The 17,661-nt window shown below is 69.1% G+C and carries 18 protein-coding genes and 1 tRNA gene; 10 read left to right on the top strand and 9 right to left on the bottom strand.

The features are described 5' to 3' along the window. Window positions 1-315 (top strand): topoisomerase C-terminal repeat-containing protein (locus A5736_RS05740; RefSeq protein ID WP_305800069.1); only part of this gene is annotated, 315 nt, incomplete at its 5' end. Between the two features lie 9 nt (window positions 316-324). Here the strand turns inward: A5736_RS05740 and A5736_RS05735 are convergent. Continuing rightward, window positions 325-1,995, bottom strand: a complete 1,671-nt coding sequence (locus tag A5736_RS05735) for an adenylate/guanylate cyclase domain-containing protein (RefSeq protein ID WP_139333152.1) — start codon at window positions 1,993-1,995, stop codon at window positions 325-327. A gap of 98 nt (window positions 1,996-2,093) precedes the next feature. On the opposite strand from A5736_RS05735, the gene A5736_RS05730 reads away from it, so the two are divergent. Both A5736_RS05730 and A5736_RS05725 read left to right on the top strand, forming a co-directional pair. Further along, window positions 2,094-3,302, top strand: a complete 1,209-nt coding sequence (locus A5736_RS05730) for a DNA polymerase III subunit delta' (protein ID WP_076245039.1) — start codon at window positions 2,094-2,096, stop codon at window positions 3,300-3,302. Window positions 3,303-3,363: 61 nt separating this feature from the next. Next, window positions 3,364-3,436, top strand: a tRNA-Thr gene (locus A5736_RS05725). 4 nt (window positions 3,437-3,440) lie between these two features. Here A5736_RS05725 and A5736_RS05720 read toward each other — a convergent pair. Both A5736_RS05720 and A5736_RS05715 read right to left on the bottom strand, forming a co-directional pair. Further along, the gene (locus A5736_RS05720) at window positions 3,441-3,818 is read right to left on the bottom strand and encodes a DUF732 domain-containing protein (RefSeq protein WP_139333151.1); all 378 of its coding nucleotides are present in this window, start codon (window positions 3,816-3,818) and stop codon (window positions 3,441-3,443) included. Between the two features lie 475 nt (window positions 3,819-4,293). Beyond that, window positions 4,294-4,902, bottom strand: a complete 609-nt coding sequence (locus A5736_RS05715; protein ID WP_076245035.1) for a TetR/AcrR family transcriptional regulator — start codon at window positions 4,900-4,902, stop codon at window positions 4,294-4,296. A gap of 67 nt (window positions 4,903-4,969) precedes the next feature. Between A5736_RS05715 and A5736_RS05710 the strand changes: the two genes are divergently transcribed. Both A5736_RS05710 and A5736_RS05705 read left to right on the top strand, forming a co-directional pair. Beyond that, on the top strand, window positions 4,970-6,190 hold the full coding sequence (locus tag A5736_RS05710) for an aromatic ring-hydroxylating dioxygenase subunit alpha (RefSeq protein WP_076245034.1): 1,221 nt from the start codon (window positions 4,970-4,972) through the stop codon (window positions 6,188-6,190). Window position 6,191: 1 nt separating this feature from the next. Beyond that, on the top strand, window positions 6,192-6,986 hold the full coding sequence (locus A5736_RS05705) for a hypothetical protein (RefSeq protein WP_083667184.1): 795 nt from the start codon (window positions 6,192-6,194) through the stop codon (window positions 6,984-6,986). Here A5736_RS05705 and A5736_RS05700 read toward each other — a convergent pair. Continuing rightward, on the bottom strand, window positions 6,983-8,794 hold the full coding sequence (locus tag A5736_RS05700) for a hypothetical protein (RefSeq protein ID WP_254848293.1): 1,812 nt from the start codon (window positions 8,792-8,794) through the stop codon (window positions 6,983-6,985). The genes A5736_RS05705 and A5736_RS05700 overlap by 4 nt on opposite strands. On the opposite strand from A5736_RS05700, the gene A5736_RS05695 reads away from it, so the two are divergent. After that, the gene (locus A5736_RS05695; protein WP_076245032.1) at window positions 8,760-9,704 is read left to right on the top strand and encodes an NAD-dependent epimerase/dehydratase family protein; all 945 of its coding nucleotides are present in this window, start codon (window positions 8,760-8,762) and stop codon (window positions 9,702-9,704) included. The two genes, A5736_RS05700 and A5736_RS05695, sit on opposite strands and share 35 nt — an antisense overlap. Here A5736_RS05695 and A5736_RS05690 read toward each other — a convergent pair. From A5736_RS05690 to A5736_RS05680, 3 genes are read right to left on the bottom strand one after another with little or no spacing between them, the layout of a single operon-like run. Continuing rightward, entirely contained in the window at window positions 9,701-10,042 is a 342-nt protein-coding gene (locus A5736_RS05690; protein ID WP_076245030.1) for a DUF2304 domain-containing protein, read from the bottom strand. The two genes, A5736_RS05695 and A5736_RS05690, sit on opposite strands and share 4 nt — an antisense overlap. Then, window positions 10,039-10,740, bottom strand: coding sequence for a glycosyltransferase family 2 protein (locus A5736_RS05685; protein WP_076245028.1), 702 nt, complete (start codon window positions 10,738-10,740; stop codon window positions 10,039-10,041). Before A5736_RS05685 ends, A5736_RS05690 begins: the two co-directional genes overlap by 4 nt. A gap of 14 nt (window positions 10,741-10,754) precedes the next feature. Next, window positions 10,755-12,029 carry a hypothetical protein gene (locus A5736_RS05680; protein WP_139333149.1) on the bottom strand — a complete coding sequence of 425 codons (1,275 nt, stop codon included), beginning with the start codon at window positions 12,027-12,029 and terminating at the stop codon, window positions 10,755-10,757. 91 nt (window positions 12,030-12,120) lie between these two features. Between A5736_RS05680 and A5736_RS05675 the strand changes: the two genes are divergently transcribed. After that, window positions 12,121-13,209, top strand: a complete 1,089-nt coding sequence (locus A5736_RS05675) for a DUF475 domain-containing protein (RefSeq protein WP_076245026.1) — start codon at window positions 12,121-12,123, stop codon at window positions 13,207-13,209. Between the two features lie 186 nt (window positions 13,210-13,395). Here the strand turns inward: A5736_RS05675 and A5736_RS05670 are convergent, their stop codons facing one another. Beyond that, window positions 13,396-14,088: a hypothetical protein gene (locus tag A5736_RS05670; protein ID WP_076245024.1), complete on the bottom strand. Its 693-nt coding sequence runs from the start codon at window positions 14,086-14,088 to the stop codon at window positions 13,396-13,398. A gap of 47 nt (window positions 14,089-14,135) precedes the next feature. Beyond that, window positions 14,136-14,624: an inorganic diphosphatase gene (locus A5736_RS05665; protein WP_076125415.1), complete on the bottom strand. Its 489-nt coding sequence runs from the start codon at window positions 14,622-14,624 to the stop codon at window positions 14,136-14,138. Window positions 14,625-14,729: 105 nt separating this feature from the next. Here A5736_RS05665 and dacB point away from each other — a divergent pair, with 105 nt between their 5' ends. The 3 genes from dacB to A5736_RS05650 all read left to right on the top strand — a co-directional run. Beyond that, window positions 14,730-16,115: a D-alanyl-D-alanine carboxypeptidase/D-alanyl-D-alanine-endopeptidase gene (gene dacB / locus A5736_RS05660; RefSeq protein ID WP_076245022.1), complete on the top strand. Its 1,386-nt coding sequence runs from the start codon at window positions 14,730-14,732 to the stop codon at window positions 16,113-16,115. Next, window positions 16,112-17,167 carry a zinc-dependent metalloprotease gene (locus A5736_RS05655; RefSeq protein WP_076125483.1) on the top strand — a complete coding sequence of 352 codons (1,056 nt, stop codon included), beginning with the start codon at window positions 16,112-16,114 and terminating at the stop codon, window positions 17,165-17,167. Before dacB ends, A5736_RS05655 begins: the two co-directional genes overlap by 4 nt. Then, window positions 17,146-17,661, top strand: a 516-nt coding sequence (locus A5736_RS05650; protein WP_139333148.1) for a tRNA lysidine(34) synthetase, incomplete at its 3' end; no start/stop codon positions are given. The genes A5736_RS05655 and A5736_RS05650, both read left to right, overlap by 22 nt.

Below are 17,661 nucleotides of genomic sequence, written 5' to 3'. Positions count from 1 at the left end.
GAGGCGTTGAAGATCTACTCCGAGCCGAAACGCTCTGGGCGCCAAAGCGCTTCGGCGCCGCCGCTGCGGGAGCTGGGGACCGACCCGGCGTCGGGCAAGCCGATGGTCGTCAAGGACGGCCGATTCGGGCCCTACGTCACCGATGGCGAGACCAACGCCAGCCTGCGCAAGGGCGACGACGTCATGTCGATCACCGACGAGCGTGCCGCCGAACTCCTGGCCGACCGGCGGGCCCGCGGCCCGGCCAAGCGGCCCGCCAGGAAGACGTCGCGGGCGCGCAAGTCGCCGGCGAAGAAGGCCGCCAGGCGTAGCTGATCCGGCGGGTCACATGATCTCGCTGGAAACCTCTTCCGACGCGCGCTCCGGTGTCTCTTCGCCCGGAGTGGCGAGCTGCAGCGGCCGGGCCAGCTGAGTGGGTGCGGCGCGCCCGCGCAGCTCGACGACCTCCCCGACGTCCCAGCACAGGGCCTCCGCGTCCAGCGCGCCGCTGACCGCGATGGCCGACGCGAGCACGTGCCCGGCCTCGAGCTTGGCCAGCTCGGTGAGCCGCGCGGCCTCGTTGACCGGATCGCCGATCACGGTGTACTCGAAGCGGGCCTGCGCGCCGATGTGGCCCGCGATGGCCCGACCGGACGACACCCCGATGCCGAACTCCGCCGAGCCGATCACCGGCAGGAGTTCGTCGTGCAGCTCACGCGCGGCCGCCAGCGCGCCACCGGATGCGTCCGGGTGCTCGATCGGCGCGCCGAAGATCGCCAGCGCCGCATCGCCCTGGAACTTATTGACGAACCCGCCGTGCCGGCCGACGGTGTCGACCACCACGCGGAAGAACTCGTTGAGCAGATGGACCACCTCGGCGGGCGGGCGCGTGGCGGCGAGCTGAGTCGAGCCGACCAGGTCCACGAACAGCACGGCGACGTCGCGCTCCTGCCCGCCCAACTCGGTGCCGCGCTCGAGCGCCCGGCGGGCGACGTCTTCGCCGACGTAGCGACCGAACAGGTCGCGTAGCCGCTGCCGCTCGGACAGGTCGCGCACCATGTCGTTGAAACCCGCTTGCAGCAAACCCAATTCGCTGGCGTCGTAGATCTGCATGTGCGCGTTGTAGTTACCGCGCTGCACCTCCGACAGCGCCCAGCGGAGCTGGCGCAGCGGGTCGGCGATCGACATCGCCACCAACAGGGTGCTGACCAGCCCGATGCCCAACGCCGCCAACGCCAACAACAGGATCGGGTTGAACAGACTCTCCGGCGCGGCGTGCAGCAGCGACACCTTGTCGGCCACCACCGCGAGCACGATGGCCAGCAGCGGCACCGCGGTGGACAGCATCCAGCTCAGGATCTGCCGCAGGATGACGCCGGGCGCCTTGACGTTCTCCGGGACCCCGCTGCGCAGGGCGGCGACGGCCACCGGGCGCAGCACCCGCTCGGACTGCAGGTAGCCGATGATCGCGGTCGCCGCCGCTCCCAGCGCGGTCGCGACGGCCACCACGGGCGCGGCGTAGCGGGCCACCGACCAGCTGGCCACGATGAACACCACGCTGCCGATGCACCAGTACACGATGGTGCTCAACGTGCGGTAGTAGGGCATGCGCAGCGCACGGCTGCGCGCCAGCTCGGTGGCGGCCGGGTCGGCCTCGGCGAGCATGTTGTCGCGGCGCTGCCAGCGGAAAACCGGCACCAGCAGCCGCAGGTTGACCACGACACCGACGAGGAACAGGACGACCAACGAGCTGGCGAAGATGGCCAGGTTGACCGTCGGCAGATCCTGCAGTTCAATGCGATCCTGCGGCGGCAGGCCGTAGCGCAGGAAGCCCAACACGAAGAGCGAGCCGATGATGTCGGCCTGCAACATGCTCAACGCGAACAGTGGCCACGGGGTGCGCACCACCCACCGGACGAACGCGCTGATTCGCCCGGGCAGTGCTGCCTCGGTTGCCACCAACCCACCGTATCGGTCGGCACGGACTTGTTGGAAACCTATAAACCCCTCGGCCAGTCGGCCGGTGCTGGCCAAACGCCGCGAAACATAACGGAATTGTCCCGGTTTGGTGGCCGATCGGTATCCGTCGGTCCGCGTCATTACTGTTGCCGGTGATGTCCGGAGTGTTTACACGGCTGGTGGGCCAGGAGGCGGTGGAGGCCGCGCTGCTCGCCGCCGCCCGGGCGGCCCGCGGTGACCTGGACCACAGCCCCGCCGGCGACGGGACTATGACACACGCGTGGCTGATCACCGGCCCACCGGGTTCCGGGCGGTCGGTCGCGGCCCTGTGCTTCGCGGCAGCGCTGCAGTGCACCTCCGACGGCGAGCCGGGTTGCGGCAGCTGCCGGGCCTGCACGACGACGATGGCCGGCACCCACGCCGACGTGCGGCGGGTGATCCCCGAGGGCCTGTCCATCGGGGTCGACGAGATGCGGGCGATCGTGCAGATCGCCTCGCGCCGGCCGACCACCGGACACCGGCAGATCGTCGTCATCGAGGACGCCGACCGACTCACCGAAGGTGCGGCCAACGCCCTGCTGAAGGTCGTCGAGGAACCGCCGCCGTCCACCGTGTTCCTGCTGTGCGCGCCCTCGGTGGACCCCGAGGACATCGCGGTCACGCTGCGATCCCGCTGCCGGCACGTCGCGCTGGTGACCCCGTCGACCGAGGCCATCGCGCGCGTGCTGATCGAGCGCGACGGCCTGGACGCCGACACCGCGAACTGGGCGGCGTCGGTCAGCGGCGGTCACGTGGGCCGGGCACGCAGGCTGGCCACAGACCCCGAGGCCCGGCAGCGGCGGGAGCGGGCGCTGGGGCTGGTGCGCGACGCCGCGACCCCGTCGCGGGCCTACGAGGCCGCCGAGGAGCTGGTGGCGGCGGCCGAGACCGAGGCCGTCGTGCTGACCGCCGATCGCGCCGAGGCCGAGACCGAAGAGCTGCGCACGGCGCTCGGCGCCGGGGGCTCGGGGAAGGGCACCGCATCGGCGATGCGCGGGGCCACCGGCGCGCTCAAGGACCTGGAGCGACGGCAGAAGTCGCGGCAGACCCGGGCCTCGCGCGATGCGCTGGACCGGGCGCTGATCGACCTGGCGACCTACTTCCGTGACGCGCTGGTGGTGTCCGCAAATGCCGGTGCCGTGCGGGCCAACCACCCGGACATGGCCGAGCGGGTGGGGGCGCTGGCCGCCCACGCCGCGCCCGAGCGGTTGCTGCGCTGCATCGAGGCCGTCCTGGAATGCCGTGAAGCGCTGGCGATCAACGTCAAACCCAAGTTCGCCGTCGACGCCATGGTCGCGACCATCGGCCAGGAACTGCGCGATTGAGTTCCGGCGAGTTGGGTGCGCTTGTCTGCCTGCCGTAGACTCGTGCCGCCCGGCAGGGCACGCCACCTTAGCTCAGTCGGTAGAGCGGCTCACTCGTAATGAGCAGGTCAGGAGTTCGATTCTCCTAGGTGGCTCCGATTACGAGAGCGGAAGCTCGCCTTGATGGCTGGGGCAGTAAACGTCCACCGACGCGGTGACGAATCTGACCGCGGTCCTTCTGGCGCGGGCGGCCATAGTGTGTAACGACGGATTGTCGTCGTACGCCTTGTTCATCACATCTGTCACTACGGCCTCGGCCGGGGTGCCGCTGTCGAGTTGGCCGCAAATTTGGTGGGCGTGGTAGACGAGCCCCGGCACGCCATCGAGGGCGGGAATCTGCAGTTGCTGGAGCCTCGCCAGAAACTGATCGTCCTGGCTTGGGTCGGCGCCGGCCCCACCAGCGCAACTAATTGCGGCGATCGGCGCCATCGAGCCACCAACCAGAGCGGCTGCGAGGCGAATGATCCCGGTGCGCACGGCAGGATTTCCATTTCTTTAACAGTGGCGGCGGCGGGCGCCTGCAATGATGGAGATCGTAACCGGTTGTAGGCGTGCATCACCACTGGACTTTCGGGCCGCGGCGCGACGGGCAGGCAAGTATGCGGTGATCACAGCCGTGATCAGCACCGCCTGGTGGGCTCCTGCCGCGGCGAACGATTTACCGCCGCTACCAACGACATTCAACGCGAACGTGACACCGGCCCCGGTGGGGGACATTACGGCTGACCCACAGATCCCGGCGCCGACGGCAGCGCAGCTCGCGCCGCCGGCCCCGGCACCGCAACCTCGTGCGCCACAGCCGGTGTCCCCGCGACAACCCGAGGCACCCGCACCACAACCCGAGGCGCCCGCGCCACAACCCGAGCCGGCTCCTCCGCCCCCTCCCCAGCCCCCGCCGAAGGGCCACGTCCAGCTCGCACCTTGACTCGAGGCCCGTGTAAGTCGTTGCGGCTTAACGAGAATGGGCCGTCCCCGGCACGAGCATCTCGATCATGTGCTCGACCCGCTCGGTGACCGCGGCGCGCGGCGCCCTGATCGCCGAGACGTCATCGAAATGGCAAAGCCCGAGCAGCAGCAGGAACACGACTTTTGTCGTGGCGCGCGGGTTTGGGTCGGTGCCAGAAAGGGCCCCGACGAACCGGTCGCCGTAGTCGCGGTGCCACTGCGCGATCAAGGATGCCAACCGCTCGTCGCGCCGGCTGGCCAGATGCAACTCGGCGATCAGTCGCCGGTGCTGTGACATTTCCGGGCGCAGGTAGGCGGTTGCGATGGCTTGCAGGGTCTGCTCGCCGCCCGCCGTGCGCAGCGCTGCCGCGGTGATCTGGTCGAGGGCACGAACCGCGGCCGTGTACAGCAACTCTTCACGGCTGTGAAAGTGGTTGTAGACGGCGGTCGGCGAGACGCCCGCGCGCTCCGCGATCCGCGGCAGGGTGCTGCGCTCGAATCCCCGCTCGACGCACACCGCCGCTGCCGCGTCGAGGAGCCGCTCGGCGGTGGCCTGTCCGTCCGAGTTGCGCGGGCGGCCCCGGGGGCGACGCGCTGGAGCCTTGGTATTCGGCATAGGGCCATTCTTGCGGGGTTTGGCTACGATGTCTTGATAAATGAGTGGTCATTCATATACTCAGGTGATGGTGATGAGCTCCCAGCTGATCGACGGGGTCAAGCGGGACGCCCGAGCCGAAGCGGAGCGACGGGCATACCCGCCGGAGTTCCCGGTGCTGCCGCCCGTGCCCGCCGGACGTTATTCCGACGCTGGATTCGCCAAACTCGAAGCCGTCGCGGTCTTTTCGCGCTCCTGGTTGTTCGTCGCCCACGCAGACCAGCTGCGCAGCCCCGGCGACTACCTGCTGCTGGATCAGCTCGACCAGCCGGTCATGCTGGTCCGTGGGCGCGACAACCTCGTTCGCGCCTTCTACAACACCTGCCGGCATCGGGGCGCCGCGCTCGTCGAGGAGCCGCACGGAAACGTCGGCCGCAGGTTCACGTGTCCCTTCCACGCCTGGACGTACTCGCTGGAGGGAAAGCTCGTCGGCTACCCGGGGGCGTCGAATTTCGCCGGGCTCGACGCCGAGTGCCACGGCCTGGCCGAGGTCCGGTGCGAGTCGTGGGGCCCGCTCGTCTTCGTCAACCTCGACGCCGGCGCCCCGCCGTTGTCGGAGTATCTTGCCTCCGTCGGCGAGGATCTCAGCGACTTCGGCACGCTCGACGGCCGCCTACACCTGGTGAACCGCACGGTGCGGGACGTTCCCGTCAACTGGAAGCTGCCGGTCGACGCCAATCTCGAGACCTACCACGTCAACTACGTGCACCGCGCCTCGGCGGCGCGCGCACTGCAGCAGTCGGCGACCGGCATCCAGCTGCTGCGCAACGGCCATTCCCGCATGCTCGTCTCCTATCGCGACGGCATCGACGGCGAATCCCTGTCGCCGTTCCCGTGCGTGTTTCCCGGTCTCGGTGACCTGCCGTTCCGCGGCACGTTCTCCTACCACGTCTTCCCGAACCTGAGCATCGTGTTCAACGGCACCGGGTTCGTCTTCTTGATCACCAACTGGCCGACCGGCCCGGCCACGTCGACGTACAGCGTCCACTGGTGCTCGTCACTCGACGCCGAGGCACAGACCAACGACGCCGTCATCGCGGCCCTGTCCCAGGTGTTGTTCGAAGACCTCGACGTCCTGCCCGGCACGCAGCGGTCGCTGGACGCGGGCACCCTCGAGTCGGTGCGGCTGGGCTATCACGAGCGGCGCATCTACTACCTGCACGAGGCCATCGACCGGGCCATCGGCGTCGAGCGCGTGCCCGAATCCCTGCGGGTACCAGAGCTTCTCGGCCCCTTCGCCGGGAAGTGACATGCATCCCTTCGTCGCACTGATGCGCAAGTACTGCATCGACTACACGAATTCGCACGACCAATCGCTCTGCCCGCAGATCATGGAGCCCGACTACGTCGTGCACATCAACGGGTTGGCGCTCGTCAGGTCGACCACCTATGCCGAGGCCGTTCGTCAGATCTTCGACGCCGCACCGGGTTTGGGCATCGCCGTGCACGAATTCGTGCTCAACGGCGATCGGCTGTGCATGCACTTCAGCGAGCACGCGGCCATGCCTGCCGGGCAGTCGCGCGCGCTCACCTGCTGGCGCGGCATCGGCCTCTACAAGTGGAACGGCACCCGGCTGACGGAGAACTACGTCGAGCAGGACTACTTCGCGATGCGGGCGCAGATCGCAAGCGGCCAACCCCATCCGCTGATTCCGCCCCACATCGATCCCTGGACGTCGACCGAGCCGGTGCCCGCCGACCCCGGCGCCGAAAAGGCCGTGCGCACGTGGTTGGAAAACGGCGACCTCGCCGACGCACCCGCGCACGAGATCGACGGCGAGCGCACCGGGGAAGCCTACGAAGCGGTGCTTGATCCCCGCGATGTCGTGATCAACGACCTGTTCTCCGCGGGCGACGACGTCCCGTTCCACGTCACGTTCCGCGGCCTCTACCGGGGTGGATTAGGCGCAGCCGCCGAACAATTCGTCGGAAAGCCGACCGCGCTGCACGTCGCCGGCATCGCCCATGTCGCCGATGGCGTCGTCGCGTCGGTCAAAGCGGTCACCGCGCGCTCGCAGACGCTGGCCGAGCTAACCGCGCGCTAGGCCGGCGCGACGAACCCCACCGGGCCCGACGCCAGGCACAACGAGAGCGCCGCGGTGTTGGCCCGGACGGTGATCGCGTCGCCGGCACCCGGCAGCCGGACGAAGACGCGGTTGAGTCCGGGACGCACCGGAACCTTGACGTCGGGTCCCTGCGTCAGCGACAGCGTCATCGAACCGTCGCTGTTGGCCAGGTAATTCAGTTCGACGGTCCAGTCGGCGGGCAGCAGCGGACCGTCGAGGACCAGGCGTGCCGGCTGGTCCGGTTGCGCGAAGTAGCCGCAGTGCGGCATGGGCCCCGGCGCGATGGTCCGAATCCAGGTGACTCTGGCGGGGATCACCCGCCCGGAACTGTCGAGCATGCGCAATTGCGTTGTCGCCGCGGCGAATTCGGGCCTATCCCGCAGTAGTGCGAACATGTGGCTGGCCAGGTTCTCCGGCGCGGCCACTCGTTGTAACACCAGGGGATCGACCTCCTGGTCGAGCATCGGCGCATTCGAGGCCCTGCGCGCGGCGGCCAAACCGGGCCGGGCGTTTTGCAGGTACGGCTGGGCGGGATTGTCGCGCCAGCTGGTCAGAAACGTCGCCGTCGAGTACAGGCTGCTGGCCACGAACAACCCCGCCAAGCCCGTCACCGCGACCGCGCGCCACCGCGACGCGTCCAGCCACCGCGCCGAAGGAGGCCGGTTGGGTGCGCACAGCGCGACGGCGGCCAGCAGAGTCAGCACCACGACGAGGTCCGGCAGATACCGCAGGGTCTGCGCGAGCTCGAGCGCGGTCTGCTTCGACGACCGCATCATATAGATCGGCACCTGGCACGCGACGGTGTAACCGGCCGCGGTCAGCCACACCGCCCCGATGCGTTGCTTGCGCGCCAGCGACAGCGCGAGGACCCCGGCCAGCACCAGCCAGCCCAGCACCATCACCGCCGGCGGGGGCGTGGCCCACGGCGACGCGGGTGCCCAGCGGTCCCAGTGCCACGGCCCGCCGGCCAGCCCCGGCACGATCCCGTGCGTGACCGATCGAAAGAGCAGATCCCACGTCATCGCCACGTCAGAGCTCCAGCGCTGCTGGTTGACCACCGCCAAATACAGCGCCACCCAGGCGACGGTCAAGATCAGCGACGCGATCCACAACCGCAGCCCCGCCCGCCACACCGTGCGGAGCGCCGCCCGCTCGCCGCAGACATGGCTCCGCAGGGCGGCCACCGCGAACGCCACGAACGGGATCACGGCGGCCTTCTCGAAGAACAGCAGCCCGCCGAAGTAGGCCAGCACTCCGGTGACCGCGTAGCGCTGGTTGCCGGTGCGGACCAACAGAACAGCGTCGGCGCACACCCAGGCCAGCGCGGCCAGCATCGGCAGCGAGTTCAGCGCCGCCGCCCACCACGCGAACCCGGGCACGCCCAGCGGGGTGAACAGCGCAAACGTGAGCGGGATGAGAAGGACCCAGCGCCAGCCCAGGATGACGTAGAGCGCGCGCAACAGGGCCAGGGACGCCAGTAGCTGCAGCACCACCAGGCTGATCGCCGGCCAGGTCCAGTCCAGGGGCGCGAGCCGGGTGATCGCGCCGCCGAGGAGGAAGGCGGCAGGCATCACATGGCCGTCGTGGTCGTCGAACAGATACGACGGCGACAGCAGCCCGTGGGTGCCGGCCTTGCCGATGAGAATCAGGTCGTCCCAGTAGAAATAGCCGCCGAAGGCCAGCACGGCGCGGATCACCAGCTGCACCGCGATCAGCGCGACCGCCGCGGACACCACTCTGTATGGTGGGCCGGTGCGCGCACTGGTCACCGGGGCAGCCGGATTCATCGGGTCGACGCTAGTCGACCGTCTGCTGGCCGACGGCCACACGGTGTTGGGGCTGGACAACTTCGCCAGCGGCCGCGCGACCAACCTCGAGCACCTGGCCGACAATCCGGCGCACGTCTTCGTCGAGGCGGACATTGTGACGGCCGACCTGAACGCGATCCTCGACGAGCACCGGCCGGAGGTGGTGTTCCACCTGGCGGCGCAGATCGACGTGCGGCACTCGGTGGCCGACCCGGAGTTCGATGCCTCGGTCAACGTCGTCGGCACGGTCCGGCTGGCCGAGGCCGCACGCCGCAGCGGGGTCCGCAAAATCGTGCACACGTCGTCGGGCGGATCCATCTACGGAACCCCGCCGCGCTATCCCACTCCCGAGACGGTGCCCACCGATCCAGCGTCGCCCTACGCCGCAGGCAAGGTGGCCGGGGAAATCTATCTGAACACCTTTCGCCATCTGTACGGCCTGGACTGCTCGCACATCGCGCCCGCCAACGTTTACGGGCCGCGCCAGGACCCGCACGGCGAGGCGGGCGTGGTGGCGATTTTCGCCCAGGCGCTGCTGTCGGGTGAGCCCACCAAGGTGTTCGGCGACGGCACCAACACCCGCGACTACGTGTTCGTCGACGACGTGGTGGACGCGTTCGTCAAGGCCGCGGGGGAAGCGGGCGGCCGGCAGCGCTTCAACATCGGCACCGGGATAGAGACCTCGGACCGCCAGCTGCATTCGGCGGTTGCCGCGGCCGTCGGCGGGCCCGACGACCCGGAGTTTCATCCACCGCGGCTGGGTGACCTGAAGCGGTCCTGCCTCGACATCGGCTTGGCCGAAAGGGTTTTGGGCTGGCGCCCGCAGGTTCGGCTCGACGACGGCGTGCGCCGCACGGTCGAGTACTTCCGCGGCGTACGGACGGTCTAGCCGTCGTCCGGCGCCTGCGCGCCCTCGAGCGCAACCGCACGCGCGAGCCGCGCATAGCGCAACTCCAGGTCCTTGAACCGCATGTAGGTGCTCAGCGTGGTGAAGCTGAAAGCCATGATCAGCGCGTAGAGCATCAGATCGGTCCCGCGGCGGACCCCGAACCAGTGCGCGACCACGGTGGTGTCGTCGGGCCGCAGCACGGCGTAGACACCGCCCAGCACGAACAGGATGTAGCCGACCTTGACCCAGGCCCGAGACCGCGCATTGCGGCGCGACCGCAGCAGGTAGACCAGCAGCGCGACGATCGAGGAGATCAGCAGCACCTGAATCCAGTTCATCTCGGAATCCTCCCTCGCAGAAACCCGTCGAAGATGATGTTGACGCCGTTGAGCAGGGGCTGCCCCTTCGACTTCGAGTACTCGGTGTAGAGCACCTCGACCGGTAATTCGGCTACGCGCCAATGGTTTTCGGCGATCAACATGACGAATTCGTTGGCGTGGCTCATGCCGCTCATGGTGAGGTTCAGCCCGTCGGCCACCGTCTTGTTGAACACCCGCAGCCCATTGTTGGTGTCGGTCAAGCCAAGCCGGCGCCCGCGCCTGCTCAGCCGCGCCGCCGTCCGCAGCACGATGCGCTTGACGAACGGCGGCCGGCTGCCCTGCGACGCGGCGAACCGCGTTCCGATGACGACGTCGACGTCGCCCGCGCGCAGCCGCTCGACCATCGCGGCCACGTCCTTGACGCGGTGCTGGCCATCGGCGTCGAAGGTGGCGAAAACGCCGGCGCCCGGCTGAGCGCGGGCGTACTCGACGCCGGTCTGGATGGCCGCCCCCTGCCCCAGGTTGATCGGGTGGCGCACCAAGTGCGCGCCGGCCCGCCTGGCGATTTCGCCGGTGTCGTCGGCGCTGCCGTCGTCCACGCACACGACGTTGTCAAAAACCGAGCGCACATCGGCTATCACCTCGCCGATGACAGCGGCTTCGTTGAAGGCGGGAATGACGATCCAGACGCCGGAGTAATCCGTTTCGATGCTCATCAGGTTAGCCAGGATCAGCCGGTTAAGCGCCCGGCGCGCCCCAGCGCCACCAGATGGACGCCGATTCCCGCCAACGGGCCACACAGCAAGCCGACCACGGTGCGGGTCTCCAGCGGCAGCGGCAACGCCAGCAGCAGTCCCGCCGCCACGGTGGCACCGACCCACCCCAGCGAGTACGCCCGGTGCAGCGCGGCCGCCACGGTGGCGGCTCCGGTCAGCGTCAGCATCGCGATCGCCACCGCGGCCGCGGTCAGCCACGCCAGCAGCGCGCTGCCGGCGTCGTACTGCGGGCCGAACGCGACCCGCAGCAGCCACGGCCCCACCACGCCCGCGGCCAGCACACCGATCGCGCCGATGCCGCCGATGATCGCCGCCGGCACGACGAGCGCCCGAAGCCGCTCGGTGCGCTCGTCGACGAAATGAGCGATCAGGTTGCCTTGCATCGCGGTCAGCGGCACCAGCAGCGGCGCCCGGGTCAGCGTCACCGCCAGAATGATCACTCCGCCTTGTGCCCCAAGCTCATTCGACGTCAGCTTCAGCAACACCGGAAATCCCATCACCAGAATCGCGCTGGCACCGGCCGCGGTGATGGAATGGGCGGCGCCCCGCAGGAACGTCGCGGTGCTACCTGGCGTCAGCATGCGGGCCGTCGCGCGCGCGGCGGGCGAAGCCACCAGCATGATCAGCCAGGCCACCGAGCCGGCAACGGTGGCCCAGAGGAATCCGCCCAGGCCCCAGCCGACGACGAACGTCGCTGCTGCGACCGTGACCCGGATGACCGCGTCGGTCACCATCAGCGCCCCGTAGTGGGTCCACTGGTCGGTGCCGGCCAGCATGCCCAGCAGGGTGGCGTGCAGGCAAAAACCGGCCAGGCCGACGCTGAGCAGCACGACCGAGAGCCAGCGCGCCTCGACGAAGACCCGACCGCTCCACAGCAGTGAGCTCCCGGCGATCAGGACGGCGGCGGCCACACCGACCATTGCGGCGACGCGCAGCGGATGGGTGCGCGCTCCGCCCGGGTCGGGCAGCACGTCGATGTAGCGCGTCGAGCGGACTTCGCGGGTGGTTTCCTGCAGCAGGCCGTTCGCGGCGCCGGAGACCAGCCCGAACGCCCCCCAGAACACCCCGAAAACCGAGAAGCCGCTCGGAGCCAGGTCACGAGCGGCCAGGTAGATCACCGCATAGCCGCACAGCGCGGTGAGCGCGGTCGCGGTGCCAACCCGGGCCATGCTGCCGCGCGCGATCGGCCCGGCTCCAGTGGAGGCTTGGGTACCGCCGACCTCGGGCATCGCCACAATTTGAAAATAGTAAGTGCGCCGGTGCCGGTGGCCGGCGGCGGCAATCGGCTTCGCTAGTGTGGGCGGCTGTCAGGAAGGACCCATGGCCGCCTTTCGCATCTTCGGTTTCTCGCTGTTACTCACCGTGGCGGCCCTCGCGCTCGGGTACGCGCACGGCGGCCTCGACACCCTGTTTCTGTTGCTGGCCCTAGCCGTACTGGAGGTGTCGCTGTCGTTCGACAACGCCATCATCAACGCCGGGATTCTGAAGCGGATGAGCTCGTTTTGGCGCCAGATGTTCCTGACGCTCGGCATCTTGATCGCGGTTTTCGGGATGCGCCTGGTCTTTCCCTTGCTGATCGTGTGGGCGACCGCCGGACTCGACCCGGTGCGCGCGATGGAGCTGGCGCTCAATCCGCCGCCGCACGGGGCGCTGGAATTTCCCGACGGCTCGCCCAGCTACGAAAAGCTGATCATCTCGGCCCACCCGCAGATCGCGGCTTTCGGCGGGATATTCCTGTTGATGCTGTTTCTCGATTTCGTTTTTCACGACCGAGACATCAAGTGGCTCAAGTGGATTGAGATCCCATTCGCCCGCATCGGGCGGCTCGGGCAGGTATCGGTGGTGGTGGCCGGCTTTGTGCTGGTCCTCGCCGGCACGCTGTTGACGCACTCGAGCGAGGAGAGTGCGACAGTGCTGACGGCCGGGCTGCTGGGCCTGGTCACGTATCTGGTCGTCAATGGCCTGAGCCGGGCGTTCCGGCCGTCGAGCGTGGACACCGCCACGACGGATACCAAGACGGCCGGTGCGACCGGCCGGGCCGGGTTGATGCTGTTCCTGTATCTCGAGATGCTCGATGCCGCCTTCTCGTTCGACGGCGTTACCGGCGCGTTCGCGATCACCTCGGACCCGATCGTGATCGCGCTCGGTCTCGGGCTGGTGGGCTCGATGTTCGTCCGGTCCATCACCATTTACCTGGTCAACCAGGAAACGCTTGACCGTTACGTGTATCTGGAACACGGCGCGCACTGGGCGATCGGCGCGCTGGCGGCGATCATGCTGTGTTCCATCGAGCCGCGCTTCCAGATTCACGAAGTCATCACCGCGTCGGTCGGCGTCGTCTTCATCGGTGCGGCGTTGGGCTGGAGCGTGTTGCGCAATCGGCGGGTCGCCAGGGCCCGGGTTGCCTGAGTCACACCTATCACTTCTCTCACCCCGGGGCGGGGATAGGAGTTGTGCCCGCCTCCGAGCGACAATGCCGACGCGCTGCCGGGTACTGGGCCTCTGCCGCCGCGTCGGCATTGTCGCTCGGAGGCGGGCAAACCCGCAGTCCCTTTTTCAGCCGTGGCTGGTGGAGCGGACGTTCCTCCAGCCCTGCTACGCCTCGATCTGCCCGGCGATGCGGCGCTCGATGGCGGCGCGCGCCGGGGCCGGCAGCACGATCAGGCCGTCGAGTTCCTTGCTCGCCCGCGCGTAGGCGCTCTGCCGTTCCTCACGCGTGGCCGCCTCGTCGTGCGCCAGGTCCAGCAGGTGCTGGGCGCGCGCCAGCCGCTGCTGTTCGTCCTCGGAGAAGTCGCTGCGGCGTCGGCGGATCGCCTCGGCCTCGGCGATTTCGAACGCGCTGATGTATTCGTGGACGGCGTCACGGTATTCCAGTTGCGCGTCGCGGTCGCCGAGCAGGTCGTCGGGCCGTTCCGGCCGCAGCAGGTCGGCGTGCCGCTTGGCCTTGTGAAACGCGATGGTCAGCGGCGCCCGCATGTCGGTCATCATCGGGAAGTCGAGCAGTTTGGCGATGTCGACCTCGTAGTCCAGCCACCGGGCATCCGTGCGGTCATGTGCGGCAAGGACTTTCGCGAGCGCACGGCGGTCGCTTTCCCCGTCGTCCCGCGCGCGACCGGACGCCTGCGCCACGGCGATCTTGGCCTGCTGCTTGAGCCGATACCGTTCGAGCCGCCGATCGGCCCGCCGCTCGCTGGCGGCAGCCAGAGCGCGCAGGCCCCCGCCGATCGCGCCGCCCAGTGGAAAGACCAACCACCAGAAATTCGAAGCGAAATGCAGAACGGGCGTCACATCGCCAGGATGCCACCGAGAATCGGTGCGCGGTTACGCCCGCAGCGTTAGTGCCCTTCGGTCTTGAACCGCTCCACCGAACGCTGCACCTCAGCTTCCGCCTCGGCCCGCCCGACCCAGTTGGCCGTCTTGACGTATTTGCCGGGCTCCAGCGCCTTGTATTGGGAGAAGAAGTGCTTGATCACGTCCAGTTCGAAGGACGGAACGTCGTCGATGTCTTGGATCTGATCCCACCGGTGGTCGCCGGCCGGAACGCACAGCACCTTGTCGTCACCGCCGGCCTCGTCGGTCATCTGGAACATGCCGACCGGACGGGCCTCGACCGTCACGCCGGGAAACAGCGGCTCCGGCAGCAGCACCAGCGCGTCCAGCGGATCGCCGTCCTCGCCGAGGGTGTCCTCGATGAACCCGTAGTCGGTCGGGTAGGCCATCGACGTGTAGAGGTAGCGGTCCAGACGTACTCGTCCTGTCTCGTGATCGACCTCGTATTTGTTCCGTTGGCCTTTCGGGATCTCGATGATCACGTCGAATTGCACCGTCTCGGCTCCTTGAGTCTGGGTAGGTCAGTGCGTTGCGGGTCCACCCTAGTCGAGCGGAATGCGGCCGATTCGGCAGAATGGGACCAGACAGTCAGGAGAGTGATGGGTCCTACTCGCTGGCGGAAATCCACCCCCGTGCTCGTCGGGTTGGCCGTGCTGGCGTTTGTTGCCGCCGTGGTGGCGGCGGCGACGTTCTTCACCACGGGTGGGCACGGCGGCAGCGGCGCGCGGGTTGCGGTACCGCCGCCGCGGCCGCCCGTCGTCAAGCCGGGCGTGGTTCCGGTCAGCGACTCGGCGGAAACACCCACCGTCCCCGGGGTGGCGGCCGCGCTGGCGCCGGTGGTGGGCGATCCGAACCTGGGCAAGTTGGGCGGCCGCATCACCGACGCAATGACCGGCAAAGAGCTGTGGCAGGTGGCCGACGACGTGCCCTTCGTCCCGGCGTCCACCAACAAGGTGCTGACCGCGGCCGCGGCGTTGCTGACGCTGGATCGTCAGGCCCGGATCAGCACCCGGGTGGTCGCCGGCGGCCCGAACGCCCAGGGGCCCATCGTGCTCGTCGGTGCCGGGGATCCGACGCTCTCGGCGGCGCCGCCGGACGTCCCCACCTGGTACCGGGGCTCGCCACGCCTCAGCGACCTCGTCGAGCAGGTCCGCCGCAGCGGCGTGACGCCGACGGCCGTGCAAGTGGACACCTCGGCGTTCACCGGGCCGACGATGGCGCAGGGCTGGGATCCCTCGGATGTCGACAACGGCGACATCGCGCCGATCGAATCGGTGATGATCGACGCCGGGCGCATCCAGCCCAGCACGGTCAATTCGCGGCGGTCGCGAACCCCCGCGCTCGACGCCGGACGGGAGCTGGCCAAGGCCCTCGGCCTGGATCCGGGCGCGGTGACGATCGGCACGGCGCCGTCCGGCGCGCGGCAGCTGGCCGTGGTGCAGTCCGCGCCGTTGGTCCAGCGGCTGTCCGAGATGATGGACCACTCCGACAACGTGCTGGCCGAATGCATCGGCCGTGAGGTTGCCGCCGCGATCAACCGGCCGCGCAGCTTCGCCGGGGCGGTCGACGCGATCACCAACCGGTTGAGCACCGGACACATCGACACCACCGGGGCCTCGCTGATGGATTCCAGCGGGCTGTCGGTCGACGACCGGTTGACGGCCAAGACGCTCGACGGCACGGTGCAGGCGGCCGCGGGTCCGGACCAGCCCGCGTTGCGGGCGCTGCTGGATCTGCTTCCGATCGCCGGCGGCAGCGGGACGTTGGCCGACCGCTTCCTCGACACGGCCACCAACCAGGGCCCGGCCGGTTGGCTGCGGGCCAAGACCGGCTCGCTGACCGCCATCAACGCGTTGGTCGGCGTCCTCACCGACCGCAGCGGCCGGGTGCTCACCTTCGCATTTTTGTCCAACGCCGCCGGCCCCAATGGCCGCAACGTGATGGATGCCCTGGCGAGCAAGCTGTGGACATGCGGGTGCGCATGAGCCCGCCGTCCGATCTGACCCTCGGCACCGCCGTCGACTGGCGATTTGCGGCCACCGTCGGCGTTCGGCTGGCCCGCCCGGGTCCTCCGTCCAGCGACTACACCCGCCGCCAGGCGATCGACGAGCTCACGGCCGCGGCCGCGAAAGCCGAGCCGCCGGTGCGTGACGTCACCGGCCTGGTGACCAACGGCGCGGTGCCCGCCGCGCGGATCGTCGACCGGCCCGAGTGGGTTCGGGCGGCCGCAGAGTCGATGCGCGTGATGACGAACGGGAGCGAAAAGCCGCGCGGATTCCTCACCGGCCGGATCACCGGGGCGCAGACGGGGGCGGTGCTGGCGTTCGTGTCGTCCGGGATCCTCGGCCAGTACGACCCATTCGCCACTAATAACGGGGCCAAAGAGGGCTGCCTGCTGCTGGTGTACCCAAACGTCATCGCCGTCGAGCGTCAGCTGCGGGTCGAGCCCACCGACTTTCGGTTGTGGGTATGCCTGCACGAGGTGACCCACCGGGTTCAGTTCACCGCCAATCCCTGGCTGTCCGAATACATGTCGCAGGCGCTGGGGTTGCTGACCCGCGACGCCGGCGAAGACGTGGGGCAGGTGGTCAACCGGCTCGCCGACTTCGTGCGCAACCGTGGCGCCGCGGAACCGGACGCCAACTCGGCGGGGATCCTCGGCCTGGTGCGCGCCGTTCAGTCCGAGCCGCAGCGCCAAGCCCTGGATCAGCTGCTGGTCCTCGGCACGCTGTTGGAAGGCCACGCCGACCACGTGATGGATGCCGTCGGACCGATGGTGGTGCCGTCGGTGGCCACCATTCGGCGTCGATTCGACGAGCGTCGGCACCGCAAGCAACCGCCGCTGCAGCGGCTGCTGCGCGCCCTGCTGGGCCTCGACGCCAAACTCAGCCAATACACCCGCGGCAAGGCGTTCGTCGACCACGTGGTGGGCAAGGTCGGGATGGAGCGGTTCAACACCATCTGGTCGGGCCCCGACACGCTGCCGTTGCCCGCCGAGATCGAAGATCCCCAGCGATGGATCGACAGGGTGCTGTAGGACAGCTGCGCGCGGCTGTCGAGGATTTCGCCAAGGCCCATCCGGTCACCCAGTGGGGGGTCGCGCTGTCCGGCGGTCCGGACTCGCTGGCGCTCACCGCCGTCGCGGCACAGCTGCGACCCACCACGGCGCTGATCGTGGATCACGGCCTGCAGTCCGAGTCGGCCGCCGTCGCCGAAACCGCACGGGCGCAAGCGGTTTCGCTGGGATGTGTTGACGCACAAGTGCTTTGCGTGACGGTGGGGAACGACGGCGGTCCGGAGGCGGCTGCGCGCGCCGCCCGCTACGCCGCGTTGGCGGCCTACCGCGACGGGCCGGTGCTGCTGGCGCACACGCTCGACGATCAAGCCGAGACGGTGCTGCTGGGCCTGGGCCGCGGTTCCGGGCCGCGCTCGATCGCCGGAATGCGTGCCTACGATCCGCCGTGGTGCCGGCCGCTGCTGGGGATCCGGCGGGCCGTGACGCACGCCGCCTGCCAGGAGCTGGGCCTGACC

This window comes from Mycobacterium sp. SP-6446, from assembly GCF_001954045.1.
Lineage (GTDB): Bacteria > Actinomycetota > Actinomycetes > Mycobacteriales > Mycobacteriaceae > Mycobacterium.
The sequence above is the reverse complement of the archived record's forward strand: the minus strand, read 5'-3'. Positions and strand labels throughout refer to the sequence as shown.

What these genes read in the sequence shown, in the direction of transcription:
- A5736_RS05700 (WP_254848293.1), bottom strand. Translation starts at nt 8,794, where the DNA reads ATGAATCCGGCTGCCCCGGTGACCAGTGCGCGCACCGGCCCACCATAC.
- A5736_RS05710 (WP_076245034.1), top strand. Translation starts at nt 4,970, where the DNA reads ATGGTGATGAGCTCCCAGCTGATCGACGGGGTCAAGCGGGACGCCCGA.
- A5736_RS05705 (WP_083667184.1), top strand. Translation starts at nt 6,192, where the DNA reads ATGCATCCCTTCGTCGCACTGATGCGCAAGTACTGCATCGACTACACG.
- A5736_RS05690 (WP_076245030.1), bottom strand. Translation starts at nt 10,042, where the DNA reads ATGAACTGGATTCAGGTGCTGCTGATCTCCTCGATCGTCGCGCTGCTG.
- A5736_RS05675 (WP_076245026.1), top strand. Translation starts at nt 12,121, where the DNA reads ATGGCCGCCTTTCGCATCTTCGGTTTCTCGCTGTTACTCACCGTGGCG.
- A5736_RS05655 (WP_076125483.1), top strand. Translation starts at nt 16,112, where the DNA reads ATGAGCCCGCCGTCCGATCTGACCCTCGGCACCGCCGTCGACTGGCGA.
- A5736_RS05715 (WP_076245035.1), bottom strand. Translation starts at nt 4,902, where the DNA reads ATGCCGAATACCAAGGCTCCAGCGCGTCGCCCCCGGGGCCGCCCGCGC.
- A5736_RS05685 (WP_076245028.1), bottom strand. Translation starts at nt 10,740, where the DNA reads ATGAGCATCGAAACGGATTACTCCGGCGTCTGGATCGTCATTCCCGCC.
- dacB (WP_076245022.1), top strand. Translation starts at nt 14,730, where the DNA reads ATGGGTCCTACTCGCTGGCGGAAATCCACCCCCGTGCTCGTCGGGTTG.
- A5736_RS05730 (WP_076245039.1), top strand. Translation starts at nt 2,094, where the DNA reads ATGTCCGGAGTGTTTACACGGCTGGTGGGCCAGGAGGCGGTGGAGGCC.
- A5736_RS05680 (WP_139333149.1), bottom strand. Translation starts at nt 12,029, where the DNA reads ATGCCCGAGGTCGGCGGTACCCAAGCCTCCACTGGAGCCGGGCCGATC.